Raw genomic sequence first — 16,512 nt, 5'->3', positions numbered from 1 at the left:
TGACCTCGTCGGGAGAGCCCTCGCCAGCAGCTAAACTGGCGAGGGCTTAAAGGGTTGGATGGCAGTTGATCAGGAGTAGTGGCTTGTGATTGAAGGCGGAACCCACTCGTTGCGCCAGTTGGCTGGGCGATACCAGGTTGGCGAGCTCATCGGGCACGGCGGAATGGCCGACGTGCACGTCGGCACCGACTCGCGTCTCGGGCGCCGCGTCGCCATCAAGCTACTCAAGCCCACCCTCGCCGACGACCCGTCGTTCCGCACCCGATTCCGCCAGGAAGCCCAGGCTGCGGCCCGGATGGCGCATCCCACGATCGTGCGCGTCTTCGACGCCGGCGAAGAAACCGTCACCGACCAGAACGGCATCGAACGGCAACTGCCGTTCATCGTGATGGAGTTCGTCGACGGCCGCCTGCTGAAGGACATCATCGCCGACGGCCCGATGGATCCCCACGAGGCCACCCGCATCACCGAGGGCGTGCTCACTGCCCTCGAGTACTCGCACCGCGCCGGTGTCGTGCACCGCGACATCAAGCCGGGCAACATCATGGTCACGCCGAACGGCCAGGTGAAGGTGATGGACTTCGGGATCGCCCGCGCCATCTCCGACTCGTCGGCAACCGTCGCGCAGACCAGCGTCATCCTCGGCACCGCGCAGTACTTCTCGCCGGAGCAGGCCCGCGGCGAGTCCGTCGACGCCCGCACCGACCTGTACTCCACCGGTGTGGTGCTGTTCGAAATGCTCACCGGCCGCCCGCCGTTCCGCGGCGACAGCCCGGTTGCCGTCGCCTACCAGCACGTCAGCGAGGCTCCGGTTCCGCCCAGCGCCTTCAACCCGCGGGTGTCACCGGCTCTCGACGCGGTCGTGCTGCACGCACTCGCGAAGGACCGCTTCGAGCGGTTCCAGAGCGCCGCAGATTTCCGCACGGATGTCGAGGCAGCCGATGCCGGCCAGGTGCCCACCCGCCGGATCGAATCGCAGCACGACGCGAGCTCCACACTGTTCGGAGTGAACCCGAGCGCAACCGCCGGCTCAGAGGCCGCCATCCGCCAGCTCACCGTGGCGCCGGATCGACCCGTGCGTTCCCAGAGCCGGCCTCCGGTGGCGTGGATCTGGGCGGGCATCGCCGTCATGGCCGTGATCGTCGCAGCCGTGCTGTACTGGACGTTCTCGCTCGAGGGAACCCGGCTCACCGGCGCAGTCTCTGTCGCCATTCCCAATGTGGCCGGCCAGACGTACGACGACGCCGCGAAGGTGCTCGAGGGCAACGACCTCATTCCGCAGCGCTTCAGCGAGATCAGCGACACCGTCGCCGAGGGCGACGTGATCCGCACCCAACCGGCGGCGGATGTCACCGTGTCACCCGGCATGGAGGTCGAAGTCTTCGTCTCACTCGGCAAACGGCAGGTCGACGTTCCCCATGTCGCCAGAGTCGAAGAGGATGCCGCGATCACCGCGATCACCGACGCTGGGCTGATCTACGGCTCCACCGAACAGTCGTACTCCACCAACATCCCGAGCGGTGTCGTGATCAGTTCCGACCCCGCCGGCGGTCAGCGGGTACGCGCCGGTGACACGGTCAATCTCACCGTCAGCAACGGAATGGTCAGCGTGCCGGACGTCGTTGGCCGCACCGTGGCCGAGGCGAGCACCGTGCTCGGTCAGGAACTGGGGCTCACGGTTGACGTCGTGGCCGACTACGGATGCTCCGGCCAGATCGTGTCCGGACAGTCGCTGAGCCCGGGTGACCAGCCGCAGCGCTCCGACGTGACGCTGCGCTACTGCGTCAACTAGCATCCCCGCTGGGAACGTTCGTCGACTGAAACGACGGGTTGGACCTCAGCGCAGCGTAACGAGCGGGGTGAGGCCCTTCGCGACCTCTGCAGCCTCCGGCAGGCCAGCGACGGCGAGCCAGTTGCCCAGCATGCGGTAGCCGCCCTCGGTGAGCACCGACTCCGGGTGGAACTGCACGCCGAACACCGGAGCGGTGGCGTGCCGCACGCCCATGATCACGCCGCCTTCGGTGTGCGAGGTGACGATCAGTTCAGCGGGCACGGTGTCGTTCACCACGGCGAGCGAGTGGTAGCGGGTCGCCGTGAACGGCTGCGGAACACCCTCATAGAACGCGCTGTCATCGTGGCTGACCTGTGAGGTCTTGCCGTGCATCAGTTCGTCGGCATGGGTGACTGTGGCGCCGAGCGCCTCCGCGATCGCCTGGTGGCCGAGGCAGACTCCGAGCAACGGGATGCCCGCCGCCAAGGCCGCGTGCACGACCGGGATGGAGACGCCGGCCGCAGCGGGGGCGCCGGGACCTGGCGACAGCAGCACCGCGTCGTACCCGGCGATCACAGCGGCTGCCTCGTCTGCGGTGAACGCGTCGTTGCGGACGACCTCGGTTTCGGCACCGAGCTGCAGCAGGTAGCCGTTCAGCGTGTAGACGAAGCTGTCGTAGTTGTCGATGACGAGCACGCGGGTCACTGGTCGACCGTCACTTTCCTTCGGGGGTTGATCAATTGTAGACGGGGCAGCATCCGGAGCCACGAACCACCGGAGGCCGCCAACACCGGGCCGTCAAGGTCGACAGGATAGAATCTGGCGCATGGCTCGAACGAATGCACGCACCAGCAAAGACGACCGCTCGCCCGACACCCCTTCGGGTGAGAACGCGCCGAACCCGGTGTGGTTCAAGCCGATCATGTTCGGCTTCATGCTGCTCGGGCTGATCTGGATCATCGTGTACTACGTCAGCGAGACCCGGTTCCCGATTCCTGACCTCGGAAACCTGAACATCCTGGTCGGCTTCGGCATCATGTTCATCGGCTTCCTGATGACCACGCGCTGGCGCTGATCGCACGGATCCGGTCCCCTCATCGGGGGTGAACTACACCGCTGTAATTATCCCCAGTGTGGATTAACCTGTGGATAACTTTCAGCCGGCGGCTCAGGCCAGCACGAACCGGGCCACCGTCAGCAGCACGAGCAGCAGCGCCACCCCGGCCACCAGCACAGCCTGCAGCGGGCGTTGCTGCCGCTTGCGTGTACGCATGTAGACGAGCGCAACAAGGGCACCCGTGACGAGCCCGCCGACGTGTGCCTGCCAGGAGATGCCCGAGACGAAGAACCCGATGGCCAGGTTCAGCACGATCACGACCACCAGCTGCGTGGAGTTTCCGCCCAGCCCGCGTTGAATCACGAACAGCGCGCCGAGCAGGCCGAATATCGCCCCGGAAGCGCCAACCACGGGCACGAGGGGTTCAGAGAGCCAGAGCACGGCGACGGAACCGCCGAGGCCGGCCACCAGGTACAGCCCGAGGAATCGCGCCCGACCGACCATGTGCTCGAGCATGGGCCCGAGCACCCAGAGGGACAGCATGTTCACCGCGAGGTGCAGGAATGACGCGTGCGCGACCGTGGCGGTCAACATCGTCCACGGCGCGAACAAGGTCAGTACCGGGCGGTACCAGAGCGTCTGGTTCAGTGCATCGTTGCTCAGCTCGTTCAGCACGAATACGATCACGCTGATCGCGATCAGCGACCAGGTGACCACGGGCGCACCGCTCGATATCCGGCGGCCGGTGCGGATCGCGCGCGCCATTGACGGCCTCCTCTGCGGAATGCTTTGCCTGGCCTCGCGCGTGCATTCGGGGCAATGGACACCCACGGCAGCCTGCGTCTGGCAGTCAGGACAAATCGTACGCCCGCAGCGTTGGCACAGAACCCAACTCGGTCGCTCCGGATGCCGGTAGCAGGAGCTCGCCGAGCGGGTCTGTGGCGCTTCGGTCACTTAGACCTCGGTGATCGTGATGCTCTTGATGACGACATCCTCAAGCGGCTTGTCACGGCCATCGGTGGCCACTGCCTCGATCGCGTCGACGACCTTCTTGGATTCGTCGTCGGCGACGGCGCCGAAGATGGTGTGCTTGCCCTGCAGCCACGGCGTGGCAACGGTGGTGATGAAGAACTGTGAGCCGTTGGTGCCGCGGCCGAACTGGACGCCGGCATTCGCCATCGCGAGGATGTACGGCTCGGAGAAGGTGAGCTCAGGGTGGATCTCGTCGTCGAACTGGTAGCCGGGGCCACCGATGCCCTGGCCGAGCGGGTCGCCGCCCTGGATCATGAAGTCTTTGATGATGCGGTGGAAGATCACACCGTCGTAGAGCTTGTCGGTCGTGGTCTGCCCGGTGCCCGGGTGGGTCCATTCGATCTGACCAGTCGCCAGGCCCGTGAAGTTCTTCACCGTCTTGGGTGCGTGGTTCCCGTAGAGATTGACGTTGATGTCGCCGAGGGTCGTGTGGAAGGTCGCTACTGCGGTATGCATAGGGCAATTGTTTCACAGGACTCCCCGCTGGTTGTCAGCGACCATTCAGGAGTCGCTTGTTTGCCTCGCTCAGGTTTCATGACACGATGGGGACTGTTCACGTCCGACGGAGGTTGACATGGGATTGACACGTAAGCGCAAGCGGGAGCTCAAGAAGCTTCAGGGGAATGCCGAACGCCTCTGGGAAGAACAGAGAGACGTACTCGATCACGCGAGCCACGTCATTCGTGAGGCGCGCCGACAGGCCGGCAACTTCGCCCGCGAGGAAGTATCGCCGAAGGTTGTCGGGGCGTATGAAGCCCGGTTGAAGCCGGTTGTCTCGTCCACCCGCGATCGTGTCAGCGATGTCGTGCCCGCCGTCACGTCGGTGGTCGGCTCTGCCGTCGCCGTCCTGAACGCAGTCCGCGACCCGCATCTGCGTGAGGCTCTGCTGAAGACCGCCAAGAAGGCGCCACCGAAGCCCAGCTTCGGCGCCGGTCGTATCGTGTTGATCGGTGTCGGCGTGCTCGCCGCGGCCGGCCTCGCCTATGCGGTGTGGCAGACGCTCCGTGCTGATGACGACCTGTGGGTCGAGGACCAGCCAGAAGAGACCCACCTCGACGACATTTAGCCGCTGCTGCTGTCAGCGGCGTTGTTGGTCTCGTTCATCGCCAACGCGATGTCGACGAGGCCGACTCTCTTGAGGCGGTCGACCTGATCGAGCGGCACCCAGCGTGCCTCGTCCGAGCTTCCATCGAGTTCGTGGGTGAGTTCACCGCCGATGATGTGCGCGCGGTAGACGATGCGGATGGCGTGCAGATCGTTGCTGTGCTCGATCGCGCGCTGCGCAGCGGGCACGACATGCGAGTCAACGCCGAGCAGCCCATCGAGTTGTGCGTGGTAGCCCGTCTCCTCGAAGATCTCGCGCACCGCGGCATCCGCTGGGTCCTCGCCTGGGTCGATACCGCCACCCGGCATGCTCCAGCCCGACCCGCCGTACTGATTCCAGTGTGAGAGCAACACCGATCCGTTATCGATGATCACGGCATAGGCCGCCACTCTGATGTCCATGGGGCACATCATGGCACAGGTCGGCCGTGTCCCCGCCGAGGCCCGTTAAACGCAGAACGCCCGCCAGAGGCGGGCGTTCTGTCATTCACACGATGCAGGGTGGAGCCTAGGAGAATCGAACTCCTGACCTCCTGCTTGCAAAGCAGGCGCTCTACCAATTGAGCTAAGGCCCCGGGGGACGGAATCCCTTGTGAGGATTCCAGTGGGGCTACGAGGACTTGAACCTCGGACCTCTTCGTTATCAGCGAAGCGCTCTAACCGCCTGAGCTATAGCCCCCCGGGCCGCATACGACATTACCGCATTACGGCCGGTTTCTCGTAATCGAGAGGTCGTCTCAGCTATTAGTGAAGCCGACCAGCAGTCCGCCGGTGATGCGGACGCTGAGGTTGTACAGTGCGCTCATGATCGCTCCGAGCGCGGTGCCGATGACGACGTTGAGCACGGCCACGATGACCGCGAACATGGCCACCTGCGCCAGACCGAACGCGCTGGTGACGCTGAAGCTGGGATCGCTCAGCACATCCTGGAGCAGCGTGTCGACGCCGCTGAAGACACCGGTGGACTGCAAGACGATCCAGACCAGGATGGCGGCGACGATGAGCACGATGCCGGCGCACACCATCACCAGGAACGACAGCTTGACCGCCGACCAGAAGTCGACGTAGACGAGCTTCAGCCGCACCTGCTTGGTGGCGGGCTGACGCTGCGCCTTGCGCTGGAGTTTCTCCGCGACGCTACTCATTGGTATTGGTGTCCTCTCCGGGCTCGTCGACAGGTGCCACCTCAGCATCGACGGACTCGGCTGCTGTGGCGTCAGTCACGGTGCCCTCTTCGACATCCGCTTCATCAAGATTACGTTCGCTGTTCTTCGCGATGGCGATGATCCGGTCATCGTCTGCGAATCGGGCGAAGACGACACCCATGGTGTCTCGTCCCTTGGCTGGCACCTCGGCCACGGCAGAGCGTACCACCTTGCCGCTGGCCAGAACCACAAGAACCTCGTCGTCGTCTTCCACGATCAGGGCGCCGGCGAGGTCGCCGCGGGAATCCTGAAGTTTCGCGACCTTGATGCCCAGGCCGCCACGGTTCTGCACCCGGTACTGGTCCACGGCGGTGCGCTTGGCATAGCCGCCCTGGGTGACCACGAAGACGTAGCCTTCGTCAGAGACCACCGAGGCGCTCAGCAGCTCGTCTTCGCCGCGGAAGTGCATTCCGATCACGCCGGACGTCGAGCGACCCATCGGGCGCAGGGCGTCGTCGGATGCCGTGAATCGCAGCGACATGCCCTTGCGGGAGACGAGCAGGATCTCAGAATCGGCGTCGACGAGCATGGCCGACACCAGTTCGTCACCCTCGCGCAGGTTGATCGCGATGATGCCGCCGGTGCGGTTCGTGTCGTACTCGGTGAGCGCGGTCTTCTTGATCAGACCGCCGCGCGTGGCGAGCGCCAGGTACTGCGCCACACCGTAGTCCTGGATCGGAAGGATCTGGGCGATCTCTTCGTCCGGCTGCAGCGCGAGCAGGTTGGCGACGTGCTGGCCCTTGGCGTCGCGGCCGGCCTCCTGCAGTTCGTACGCCTTGGCGCGGTAGACACGGCCCTTGTTGGTGAAAAACAGCAGCCAGTGGTGCGTGGTCGTCACGAAGAAGTGCTCGACCAGGTCATCCGCGCGCAGCTGGGCGCCCTTGACGCCCTTACCGCCGCGGTGCTGGCTGCGGTAGTTGTCGCTGCGGGTGCGCTTGACGTACCCGTCGCGGGTGACGGTCACCACCATCTCCTCAACCGGGATCAGGTCTTCGACGTTCATGTCTCCGCCGTAGCCGTACATGATCTCGGTGCGGCGGTCATCGCCGAACTTGTCGACGATTTCGGTGAGCTCGTCGCTGACGATGGTGCGCTGGCGGTCCGGGCGGGCGAGGATGTCGTTGTAGTCCGCGATCTCACGCTCGAGTTTGTCATGCTCGTCGATGATCTTCTGGCGCTCGAGGGCGGCCAGGCGCCGCAGCTGCATGTCCAGGATGGCGCGCGACTGCAGTTCGTCGATCTCGAGCAGCAGCATCAGACCGTCACGCGCGTCTTCCACGGTGGCCGATCGGCGGATCAGCGCGATCACGTCGTCGAGGGCGTCGAGGGCCTTCAGGTAGCCGCGCAGGATGTGCGCGCGCTCCTCGGCTTCACGCAGCAGGTACTGCGTGCGCCGTACGATGACTTCGATCTGGTGGGTGGTCCAGGCGGTGATGAATCCGTCGAGTGGCAGGGTGCGGGGCACGCCGTCGACGATTGCGAGCATGTTCGCGCCGAAGTTGTCTTGCAGCGGCGTGTGCTTGTACAGGTTGTTGAGCACGACCTTGGCGACGGCGTCGCGCTTCAGCACGATCACCAGACGCTGGCCGGTGCGGCCAGAGGTCTCATCGCGGATGTCGGCGACCCCGGACAGCCGGCCGTCCTTGACGAGGTCGGCGATCTTGATGGCCAGGTTGTCGGGGTTCACCTGGTACGGCAGTTCGGTGACGACGAGGCAGGTGCGGCCCTGCAGCTCTTCGACACTGACCACCGCGCGCATGGTGATCGACCCGCGCCCGGTCGTGTACATGTCGGTGATGCCCTTGACGCCGAGGATCTGGGCCCCGGTCGGGAAGTCGGGTCCCTTGATGCGGTGCATCAGCGCGTCGAGCAGCTCCTCGCGGGAGGCGTCGGGGTTGGCGAGGTGCCACAACGCCGCATCCGCGACCTCACGAAGGTTGTGCGGAGGGATGTTGGTGGCCATGCCGACCGCGATGCCGACCGAGCCGTTGACCAGCAGGTTCGGGTACCGCGCCGGCAGGACGCTCGGCTCCTGGGTGCGACCGTCGTAGTTGTCCTGGAAGTTGACGGTGTCCTTGTCAATGTCGCGCACCATCTCCAGCGCGAGCGGGGCCATCTTCGTCTCGGTGTATCGGGGCGCGGCGGCACCGTCGTTGCCCGGGGATCCAAAGTTGCCCTGGCCGAGCGCGAGCGGGTAGCGCATGCTCCAGGGCTGAACCAGACGCACCAGCGCGTCGTAGATCGCGGAGTCACCGTGCGGGTGGAACTGCCCCATCACGTCGCCGACGACGCGGGCGCACTTCGAGAAGGCCTTGTCTGGGCGGTATCCGCCGTCGTACATGGCATAGATCACTCGACGGTGTACCGGCTTCAGACCGTCGCGCACCTCGGGAAGGGCGCGACCCACGATCACGCTCATCGCGTAGTCGAGGTAGCTGCGCTGCATCTCGAGCTGCAGGTCGACCTGGTTGATCTTGTCGTGCGTGTCGTCTGGGGTGTCGACCGGTGTCGTGTCGTCTGTCATCTGTCTCTAGTCTTTGTCGTCGTTCTCGATACGGTCGCTGCTCGATCAAATATCGAGGAAGCGCACGTCCTTCGCGTTCTGCTGGATGAAGTGACGCCGCGACTCCACGTCTTCACCCATCAGAGTGGAGAACACTCCATCGGCGGCCGCCGCATCGTCGAGGGTGACCTGCAGCAGCGTGCGCGTGGCGGGGTCCATGGTGGTCTCCCACAGTTCCCGGTAGTCCATCTCGCCGAGACCCTTGTAGCGCTGGATCGCGTTCTCCTTGGGGATGCGCTTGCCCGAGGCGCTGCCGGCCTCGAGCACGGCGTCGCGCTCACGGTCGCTGTAGACGTAGTCGTGCTCGGCGTTCGACCACTTGATGCGGTACAGCGGCGGCTGCGCCAGGTACACGTAACCCAGCTCGATGAGCGGTCGCATGTAGCGGAAGAGCAGGGTGAGCAGCAGGGTCGTGATGTGCTGGCCGTCCACGTCGGCATCCGCCATCAGCACGATCTTGTGATAGCGCGCCTTCTCCGGGTTGAAGTCCTCGCCGATGCCCGCGCCGAACGCGGTGATCATCGACTGCACTTCGGCGTTGCCGAGAGCGCGGTCGAGGCGGGCCTTCTCGACGTTCAGGATCTTGCCGCGCAACGGCAGGATGGCCTGAGTCTCGGGGTTGCGTCCCTGCACGGCCGAGCCGCCGGCGGAGTCACCCTCGACGATGAAGATCTCGCTGAGCACCGGGTCCTTCGACGAGCAGTCCTTCAGCTTGCCCGGCATGCCGCCGGACTCCAGCAGCCCCTTACGCCGGGTCTGCTCGCGCGCCTTGCGGGCGGCCATTCGAGCCGCGGCGGCCTGCTGCGACTTGCGGATGACATCCTTGGCCTGCTGCGGGTTGCGGGCGAACCAGTCGCCGAGCTGATCGCCGACCACCTTCTGCACGAACGACTTGGCCTCGGTGTTGCCGAGTTTGGTCTTGGTCTGGCCCTCGAACTGCGGTTCGCCGAGCTTGATCGAGATCACCGCGGTGAGGCCCTCGCGCACGTCTTCGCCGGAGAGGTTCTCATCCTTCTCGCGGAGGATGTTCTTCTCGCGCGCGTACTTGTTCACCAGTGTGGTGAGCGCCGCCCGGAAGCCCTCTTCGTGGGTTCCGCCCTCGTGGGTGTTGATGGTGTTCGCGAAGGTGTGCACGCTCTCCTGGTAGGAGGAGGTCCACTGCATCGCCACCTCGAGCGCGATGCGGCGTTCGTGGTCTTCGGACTCGAACGAGATGATCTCGGGGTGCACGACCTCGGTCTTCTTCGACGAGTTCAACGACTCCACGTAGTCGACGAGGCCGCGCTCGTAGAGGAAGACGTCGCCGCGCGGGTCATCGGGGTTGACGTCGGCGCGCTCGTCATTGAGGACGATCTTGAGTCCCTTGTTGAGGAACGCCATCTGCTGGAATCGAATTCGCAGGGTCTCGTAGTCGTAATCGGTCGACTCGAAGATCTCGTTGTCCGCCCAGAACGTGATCGTGGTTCCGGTGGCGTCTGTCTTCTCGCCTTCAGCGAGCGGGGCCTCCGGCGCTCCGCGGTGGAAGCGCTGGCGCCAAATGGAGCCCTGACGGCGCACCTCGACCTCGAGCTTCTCGGACAGGGCGTTCACCACCGAGCTGCCGACACCGTGCAGACCGCCGGAGACGGCGTAGCCGCCGCCGCCGAACTTTCCGCCGGCGTGCAGGATGGTGAGCACGACCTCGACCGTGGACTTCTTCTCCACAGGGTGGATATCCACCGGGATGCCGCGGCCGTTATCGATCACGCGCACGCCGCCGTTGGCCAGCAGGGTGATGTCGATGGTGTCGCAGTGGCCAGCGAGAGCCTCATCGACCGAGTTGTCGACGATCTCGTACACCAGGTGATGGAGCCCGCGCGGACCGGTGGATCCGATATACATCCCAGGACGCTTGCGTACGGCCTCTAGACCCTCAAGAACCTGAATCGAACTAGCACCATAAGAGTCATGCGAAGTCGTATCAACCATTTGCTGTAGTCTACCGGGTTCACCTGTGAGAACCGGCCAGAAACGCCTGTCTAAGCGGGTTTCAGAACGGCATAGACCTGATTTGAGTCATCACCCGTAAGTATCGCGAGGACCACGGCCTGGAATTGCTCTGGGGCCACGTTTCCAGCTGGGGGCGTTGGGTCCATCGAAACGCACCGACGTGATTCCGGCGTCTGGGTAGCGTTCGGCGATCTCCGTGGTGATGGCCGAGCGCATCAGCCTGAGCTGGGTTGCCCATGCCGTCGATGAGCACTGCACGGTGAGCAGCCCCTCGGTGATACCAGTCGGGGTGGAGTGCGCGGCGGTCTCCTCACCGACCAGGTCTGGCCAGGCGAGGATCAGATCGGACTGGGCCAGCGGCGAGTTCCAGCCGAGCTTAGCGGTGAGCGCATCCAGCACATCGCCGACCCCGGCGGGGTCCCTGCCGGAGCCGAACGGAACCGACGGCTCCTTCGCCTTCTTCAGGCGTCGACGGGCATCCGTTGTCCGCAGCGACGGATCGCCGAACACCCGGCGGAACCGCTGGTAGACGATGCGGGCCTCGGTGTCCTCCGGTTCGCGATCGCTCATGCTGTCTCCATGATCTCGCCGGCGCGAATGCGCACCGTGTGCGTGGCGAGCTGTTCCGGAACATCGTCGAAGACGGCGGCGGTAATCAAGACCTGTTCGAAATCTCCGATCGCCGCGGCGAGGCGGCCGCGGCGATTTTCGTCGAGCTCGGCGAAGACATCATCGAGGATGATCACCGGGTCGCCGGCAGACGAGTCGCGCCGCAGCACCTGCGCTGAGGCGAGCTTCAGCGAGAGCGCGAACGACCAGGATTCGCCGTGGCTGGCGTAGCCGCGCGCCGGCAGCCCGTTCAAGGTGAGGACGAGGTCGTCGCGGTGGGGTCCGGCCAGCGTGACGCCGCGTTCCAGTTCCGATCGGCGCAACCGCGACAGCGCGCTGCGGAACCAGCCGGCCGCCTCGGCGGCGGTGGTGCGTTCGGCGCGCAGGGCGTCGGGTGCCGGCTCCCCGTCGTCATCCGCTGCGCTGGCGAGGATGCTGAGGTACCCGGTCAGGCTGGCCGCGTGCTCGGCGCCGGCGATCGCGGCATAGGCGCGCTCGACCTCGGGCTGCAGGTCGTGGACGAGCTGGGATCTGGCTTCGATCAGTTCCGAGCCGAGCGCGATCAGCCGGTCGTCCCAGATCTCGAGCGTGGTGAGCTGGTTCGTCTTCACTCCCGTGGCGCGGGCCGACTTCAGCAGGGTGTTCCGCTGTTTCAGGACGCGCTCGTAGTCGGCGAGCACTCCGGCCAGCCGCGGAAACCGCAGCACCAGCAGCTCGTCGAGGAACCGTCGGCGCACGGATGGTTCGCCCCGGACCAGGGCGAGGTCTTCCGGCGCGAACAGAACGCTGGAGAAGTAGCGCGGCAGGTCGCGGGTCTTGATCACCGACCGGTTAACCTGGGCGCGGTTGGCGCCGGTGCGGTTGATCTGAACCTCGGCGAGCATCGATCGGTCGGCGTGTTCCAGCCGGGCGCGGATGATCGCGGCATCCGTTCCCTGTCTGATCAAGGCATGGTCGGTCGAGACCCGATGCGACCCCAGGGTGCTCAGGTAACCGAGCGATTCCACGAGGTTGGTCTTGCCCTGCCCGTTGCTGCCGACGAACAGGTTGGGTCCGCGGCGCAGTTCGACGTCGGCGTGCTGATAGTTACGGAAGTCGGTCAGGCTGAGGTGGGTGACGATCACGGGGTGGTCACGCCTTGCGGACCGCGTGCCCACCGAACTGCTTGCGAAGCGCTGCGACCGCCTTCATCGACGGCGAGTCCTCCTGACGCGAAACGAAGCGGGCGAAGATCGACGCGCTGATCGTGGGAACCGGAACGGCGTTGTGCAGCGCCTCCTCCACGGTCCAGCGGCCCTCACCGGAGTCTTCGACGTACCCCTCGATGTCGGTGAAATCGGGGTCTTCCTCGAGCGCCTTGACCAGGAGTTCGAGTAGCCAGCTACGCACCACAGTGCCGCGCTGCCACGCCTTGAACGTGCCGGGAACGTCCTTGATGAGCTCGTCTTTGCTGCTGAGGAGCTCGAATCCTTCGGCCCAGGCCTGCATCAGCGCGTACTCGATGCCGTTGTGCACCATCTTGGCGTAGTGGCCTGCGCCGATTTCGCCGGCGTGCACGAAGCCTTCGTCGCGCGGGCCTTCCGGGCGCAGTGCGTCGAACACCGGCATGGCGCGTTCCACGTCGGCCGCGTCGCCGCCGACCATGAGTCCGTAGCCGTTTTCCAGGCCCCAGACTCCGCCGGAAACGCCGGCATCCACGTAGTGAATGCCCTTCGGCGCCAGGATCGCGGCGTGCTTGGCGTCATCGGTGAAGCGGGAGTTGCCGCCCTCAATCACCAGGTCGCCGGATTCCAGCACCTCGGCGAGGTTCTCGATGACGCCGGTGGTGATTGCACCGGACGGCACCATCACCCAGACAACGCGGGGAGCCGGCAGAGCGGCGACCATGTCGGTCAGCGTCGCGGCATCCGTGACATCCGGATTGGGGTCGTAGCCGGTGACCTCGATGCCGTTGTTCCTCAGCCGGGCACGCATGTTGTTGCCCATTTTGCCGAGGCCGATCAGCCCGATGTGCATGGAAAATCCTTCGGCTAGCGCAGCAGCAGGTTGGGCTGCAGCAGGTACTTGTAGTTGTCGGCGCCGGGCTCTTCGCGAGAGGTTTGACTCGTGATCAGCACCGGTCCCGGCTTGTTCGGGTTCTCGGTCTTGGTGAACGAGATGCGCACGAATTCCGAGTGCACGGCGCCGAGGCCGTCGAGCAGGAACGCGGGCTTCAGAGACACCACGATGTCGTTGCCGACCAGGTGGGCGTCGATTGTCTCAGAGGCCTGGGCCTGTTCAGATCCGATTGCCTCGAGGGTAAGCCCGTCAGCTGTGAACGTGAACCGGAGTGCGGCCTCGCGCTCGAGCACGAGTGAAACGCGACGGGTGGCCTCGATCAGCTCTGCGGTGTTCAGCACCGCGTAGTTGTCGACGGTCTCGGGGAACAGGCGCTTGACCGGCGGGAAGTTGCCCTTGATCAGCAACGATGTGACCGTCTTCCGGTCGGCGCTGAACGCGATCAGCTCGCGGTCATCCGTGCTGGTGATCGAGACCGAAATGGTGCCGCTGTTGCCGAACGTCTTACCGATCTCGGTCAAGGTTCGTGCCGGGACCAGGGCGGTGACGGCCTCGCTTGGCGCGTCCCCGGAATCCCACTCGATCTCGCGGACCGCGACGCGGTAGCGGTCGGTTGCCACCAGTGACAGGTGATTTTCGCTGACCTCGAGCTGCACGCCAGTGATCACCGGGGTGACGTCATCACGGGATGCGGCCACGGCGACCTGGGACACGGCGGCCGAGAAACTGTCGGCCGGAAGCAGTCCGGACTGCCCGCCAACCTGCGGAAGCGTCGGATATTCCTCGACCGGCATGCTCAGCAGGGTGAAGTTGGCGGAACCGCACGACACGACGATCCGGCCGCTGTCGGTGCTGAAATTGACCGGCGCACTGGGCAGCCGGCTGGCGATGTCGGCGAGCAGCCTGCCGGAGACCAGGACGACGCCGGATTCCTGCACGTCAGCGTCGATGTGGGTCTGCGCCGAGACCTCGTAGTCGAATGACGACAGCGTGAGCCCGGTTTCGGTTGCCTCGATCAGCACACCGCTCAAAATCGGCAGCGTTGTGCGCTGAGGAAGCAATTTCACGGCGAAGGAAACAGCCTCACTGAAGACATCGCGATTTACCTGGAACTTCACTGAGTCACCCCTGTCGTGGAGAAGGTTGGGAGAGCGGGATCAATACTGGCACAGGCCGAAGATCGGCCCGAACCCACGGAGTTCAGGTTATCTCGCTGCCCAATCCTGTTTTAAAGGATTAATCGTGTTAACCGCTGTGCACAATGTGGATAACCCTGTTAATACCGCTGAAACAGAGGGAACTACAACCGTGTGACTTGTTGACGAGCTGTGGGCGAATACTCAAAAACATGTCATTCTCTGCGCGAGCCCCAAACCGAGTTTCCACAGGGTTGTGATTAACGTCCCCATTAATCCCGGGCGTTTTCCACCGCTCTCCACAGGTTATCCACAAGGGGTTACATCTTGTTGAAGCGGTGGTTCTGTTTGATGCGGCTGGTGAGCTCGGTCACCTGGTTGTAGATCGAGCGCCGCTCCTTCATGAGCTCGCTGATCTTCTTGTTCGCGTACATCACCGTGGTGTGGTCGCGGTTTCCGAACAGCTGGCCGATTTTCGGCAATGACAAATTGGTCATCTCACGGCAGAGGTACATCGCAATCTGGCGCGCGGTGGCGACAGCCTGCGACCGCGACGAGCCATACAGGTCGTCGACGGTGAGCTTGAAGTAGGCCGCCGTGTGATTGATGATGTCGACCGGCGCGATGACATTGTCGTCGTCAAGAGTGATGAGGTCTTTCAACACCGTCTGCACCAGCTGCATATCGACCGGGGTGCGATTGAGATTGGCGAACGCGGTGACCCGAATCAGCGTCCCCTCGAGCTCGCGGATGTTCGAGGACACCTTCGATGCCATGAATTCGAGGATGTCGTCCGGCACCTTGAGCTTCTCGCTCTGCGCCTTCTTCCGGAGGATCGCGATGCGGGTCTCCAGATCAGGTGCCTGCACGTCGGTGATCAGACCCCACTCGAACCGCGACCGCATCCGGTCTTCGAAGCCGGTGAGGTGTTTCGGCGGCAGGTCACTGGTGATCACCAACTGCTTGTTGTGATCGTGCAGCGTGTTGAAGGTGTGGAAGAAGGCCTCCTGGGTGGAGTCCTTGCCCTGGAGGAACTGGATGTCGTCGATCAGCAGGATGTCGATCTCGCGGTAGCGCGACTGGAACACCGAGGCCCGGTTGTTCGCGATCGAGTTGATGAAGTCGTTGGTGAACTCTTCGCTGGAGACATACCGAACCCGGATGCCGGGATACAGCGACTCGGAATAGTGACCGATCGCATGCAGAAGGTGCGTCTTGCCGAGCCCGGACCCGCCATAAATGAAGAGCGGGTTGTATGCCTTCGCCGGCGCCTCGGCCACAGCGACGGCCGCGGCATGGGCGAACCGGTTGGATCCGCCGATCACGAAGTTGTCAAAGCTGTACTTCGGGTTCAGCCGGCTGTCGGAACGCCGGTTCGCGCCCGTATCGTGCAGCGCCGGCACGACGGCCGGTTCGATGTATGGCTGCTCAGGCTGCTCGCGGATCGGCTGTTCCAGGACGTCCTGTTGAATCTCGGGATTCACCACGATCGCGAAGTTCTGCACGCTGTTATCGCCCAGTTCGCCGAGGGCATTCAGCAGCGGAACCCTGATGCGCTGCTCGAGCATGCCCCGCGTCAGCTCGTTCGGCACCTCCAGATAGAGAGTGCCCGACAGTACGCCCTTGGGCTCGACCAGGTTGATGAAACCGTGCAACTGGGGGGTGATGCGGTCGTCAGTGCCGAGCCGAGCGAGTACCGATCTCCAGATTGCTCCGGTTGAGTCCGGTTCATCCGACATTTTTCCCCACATCCTCAAAGACTTATGCACAGGCTTATCCACCGCCCGTGACTAGTGTGAATTACCCGGATGCCCCCGCAATCTCAGGATGTCCACCACCTTAGTTCGCTCCCCCGTGTCGTTACCAACAGTGAGTTATCCAGATGTGGATAATGTTCCTTTGGCCGGTCCAAGTTTGACCGAATCTCCATAAGGCCGTACATTTAATCAGTTGTCTCGGCCGAATTCCGGCTACCACATACTTTCCTG

Annotated in this window: 15 protein-coding genes and 2 tRNA genes; 3 read left to right on the top strand and 14 right to left on the bottom strand. The window is 64.2% G+C overall.

Going from position 1 to position 16,512, the window contains the following annotated elements:
- Positions 1 to 85: 85 nt before the first annotated feature.
- On the top strand, positions 86 to 1,792 hold the full coding sequence (gene pknB / locus HCT51_RS00085; RefSeq protein ID WP_224760587.1) for a Stk1 family PASTA domain-containing Ser/Thr kinase: 1,707 nt from the start codon (positions 86 to 88) through the stop codon (positions 1,790 to 1,792).
- 45 nt (positions 1,793 to 1,837) lie between these two features.
- On the opposite strand, the gene HCT51_RS00080 is transcribed toward pknB, so the two are convergent.
- Positions 1,838 to 2,476, bottom strand: a complete 639-nt coding sequence (locus HCT51_RS00080) for an anthranilate synthase component II (protein WP_166876684.1) — start codon at positions 2,474 to 2,476, stop codon at positions 1,838 to 1,840.
- A gap of 121 nt (positions 2,477 to 2,597) precedes the next feature.
- Between HCT51_RS00080 and HCT51_RS00075 the strand changes: the two genes are divergently transcribed.
- A complete protein-coding gene (locus HCT51_RS00075) occupies positions 2,598 to 2,846 on the top strand; it encodes a cell division protein CrgA (protein WP_166876687.1) in 249 nt (82 codons plus the stop codon).
- Positions 2,847 to 2,939: 93 nt separating this feature from the next.
- On the opposite strand, the gene HCT51_RS00070 is transcribed toward HCT51_RS00075, so the two are convergent.
- Together HCT51_RS00070 and HCT51_RS00065 are read right to left on the bottom strand one after the other, a co-directional pair.
- Positions 2,940 to 3,593 carry a rhomboid family intramembrane serine protease gene (locus tag HCT51_RS00070; protein ID WP_370626873.1) on the bottom strand — a complete coding sequence of 218 codons (654 nt, stop codon included), beginning with the start codon at positions 3,591 to 3,593 and terminating at the stop codon, positions 2,940 to 2,942.
- A 189-nt stretch (positions 3,594 to 3,782) separates the two neighbouring features.
- Positions 3,783 to 4,316, bottom strand: a complete 534-nt coding sequence (locus tag HCT51_RS00065) for a peptidylprolyl isomerase (protein WP_166876694.1) — start codon at positions 4,314 to 4,316, stop codon at positions 3,783 to 3,785.
- Positions 4,317 to 4,434: 118 nt separating this feature from the next.
- Here HCT51_RS00065 and HCT51_RS00060 point away from each other — a divergent pair, with 118 nt between their 5' ends.
- Entirely contained in the window at positions 4,435 to 4,926 is a 492-nt protein-coding gene (locus HCT51_RS00060) for a DNA helicase (protein ID WP_166876698.1), read from the top strand.
- Here HCT51_RS00060 and HCT51_RS00055 read toward each other — a convergent pair.
- From HCT51_RS00055 to dnaA, 11 genes are all read right to left on the bottom strand, one after another.
- Positions 4,923 to 5,366 (bottom strand): NUDIX hydrolase, encoded by a 444-nt coding sequence (locus HCT51_RS00055; protein WP_166876701.1) that lies wholly within the window; start codon positions 5,364 to 5,366, stop codon positions 4,923 to 4,925. The genes HCT51_RS00060 and HCT51_RS00055 overlap by 4 nt on opposite strands.
- Before the next feature lie 100 nt (positions 5,367 to 5,466).
- A tRNA-Ala gene (locus tag HCT51_RS00050) sits at positions 5,467 to 5,539 on the bottom strand.
- Positions 5,540 to 5,569: 30 nt separating this feature from the next.
- Positions 5,570 to 5,643: transfer RNA gene (locus HCT51_RS00045), tRNA-Ile, on the bottom strand.
- Between the two features lie 58 nt (positions 5,644 to 5,701).
- Positions 5,702 to 6,109, bottom strand: coding sequence for a DUF3566 domain-containing protein (locus tag HCT51_RS00040; RefSeq protein ID WP_166876704.1), 408 nt, complete (start codon positions 6,107 to 6,109; stop codon positions 5,702 to 5,704).
- A complete protein-coding gene (gene gyrA, locus HCT51_RS00035) occupies positions 6,102 to 8,693 on the bottom strand; it encodes a DNA gyrase subunit A (protein ID WP_166876707.1) in 2,592 nt (863 codons plus the stop codon). Before gyrA ends, HCT51_RS00040 begins: the two co-directional genes overlap by 8 nt.
- Before the next feature lie 45 nt (positions 8,694 to 8,738).
- Positions 8,739 to 10,700 carry a DNA topoisomerase (ATP-hydrolyzing) subunit B gene (gyrB, locus tag HCT51_RS00030; protein ID WP_166876710.1) on the bottom strand — a complete coding sequence of 654 codons (1,962 nt, stop codon included), beginning with the start codon at positions 10,698 to 10,700 and terminating at the stop codon, positions 8,739 to 8,741.
- Between the two features lie 90 nt (positions 10,701 to 10,790).
- On the bottom strand, positions 10,791 to 11,291 hold the full coding sequence (locus HCT51_RS00025) for a DciA family protein (protein WP_166876713.1): 501 nt from the start codon (positions 11,289 to 11,291) through the stop codon (positions 10,791 to 10,793).
- Positions 11,288 to 12,454, bottom strand: a complete 1,167-nt coding sequence (gene recF / locus HCT51_RS00020; RefSeq protein WP_166876716.1) for a DNA replication/repair protein RecF — start codon at positions 12,452 to 12,454, stop codon at positions 11,288 to 11,290. Before recF ends, HCT51_RS00025 begins: the two co-directional genes overlap by 4 nt.
- A gap of 7 nt (positions 12,455 to 12,461) precedes the next feature.
- On the bottom strand, positions 12,462 to 13,346 hold the full coding sequence (gene gnd, locus HCT51_RS00015) for a phosphogluconate dehydrogenase (NAD(+)-dependent, decarboxylating) (protein ID WP_166876719.1): 885 nt from the start codon (positions 13,344 to 13,346) through the stop codon (positions 12,462 to 12,464).
- 14 nt (positions 13,347 to 13,360) lie between these two features.
- Positions 13,361 to 14,506: a DNA polymerase III subunit beta gene (dnaN, locus tag HCT51_RS00010; RefSeq protein ID WP_166876722.1), complete on the bottom strand. Its 1,146-nt coding sequence runs from the start codon at positions 14,504 to 14,506 to the stop codon at positions 13,361 to 13,363.
- 338 nt (positions 14,507 to 14,844) lie between these two features.
- Positions 14,845 to 16,263, bottom strand: a complete 1,419-nt coding sequence (dnaA, locus tag HCT51_RS00005) for a chromosomal replication initiator protein DnaA (RefSeq protein WP_166876725.1) — start codon at positions 16,261 to 16,263, stop codon at positions 14,845 to 14,847.
- Between the last annotated feature and the right edge of the window lie 249 nt (positions 16,264 to 16,512).

This window comes from Salinibacterium sp. ZJ450, from assembly GCF_011751885.2.
Taxonomy (GTDB): Bacteria; Actinomycetota; Actinomycetes; order Actinomycetales; family Microbacteriaceae; genus Ruicaihuangia.
The sequence above is the reverse complement of the archived record's forward strand: the minus strand, read 5'-3'. Positions and strand labels throughout refer to the sequence as shown.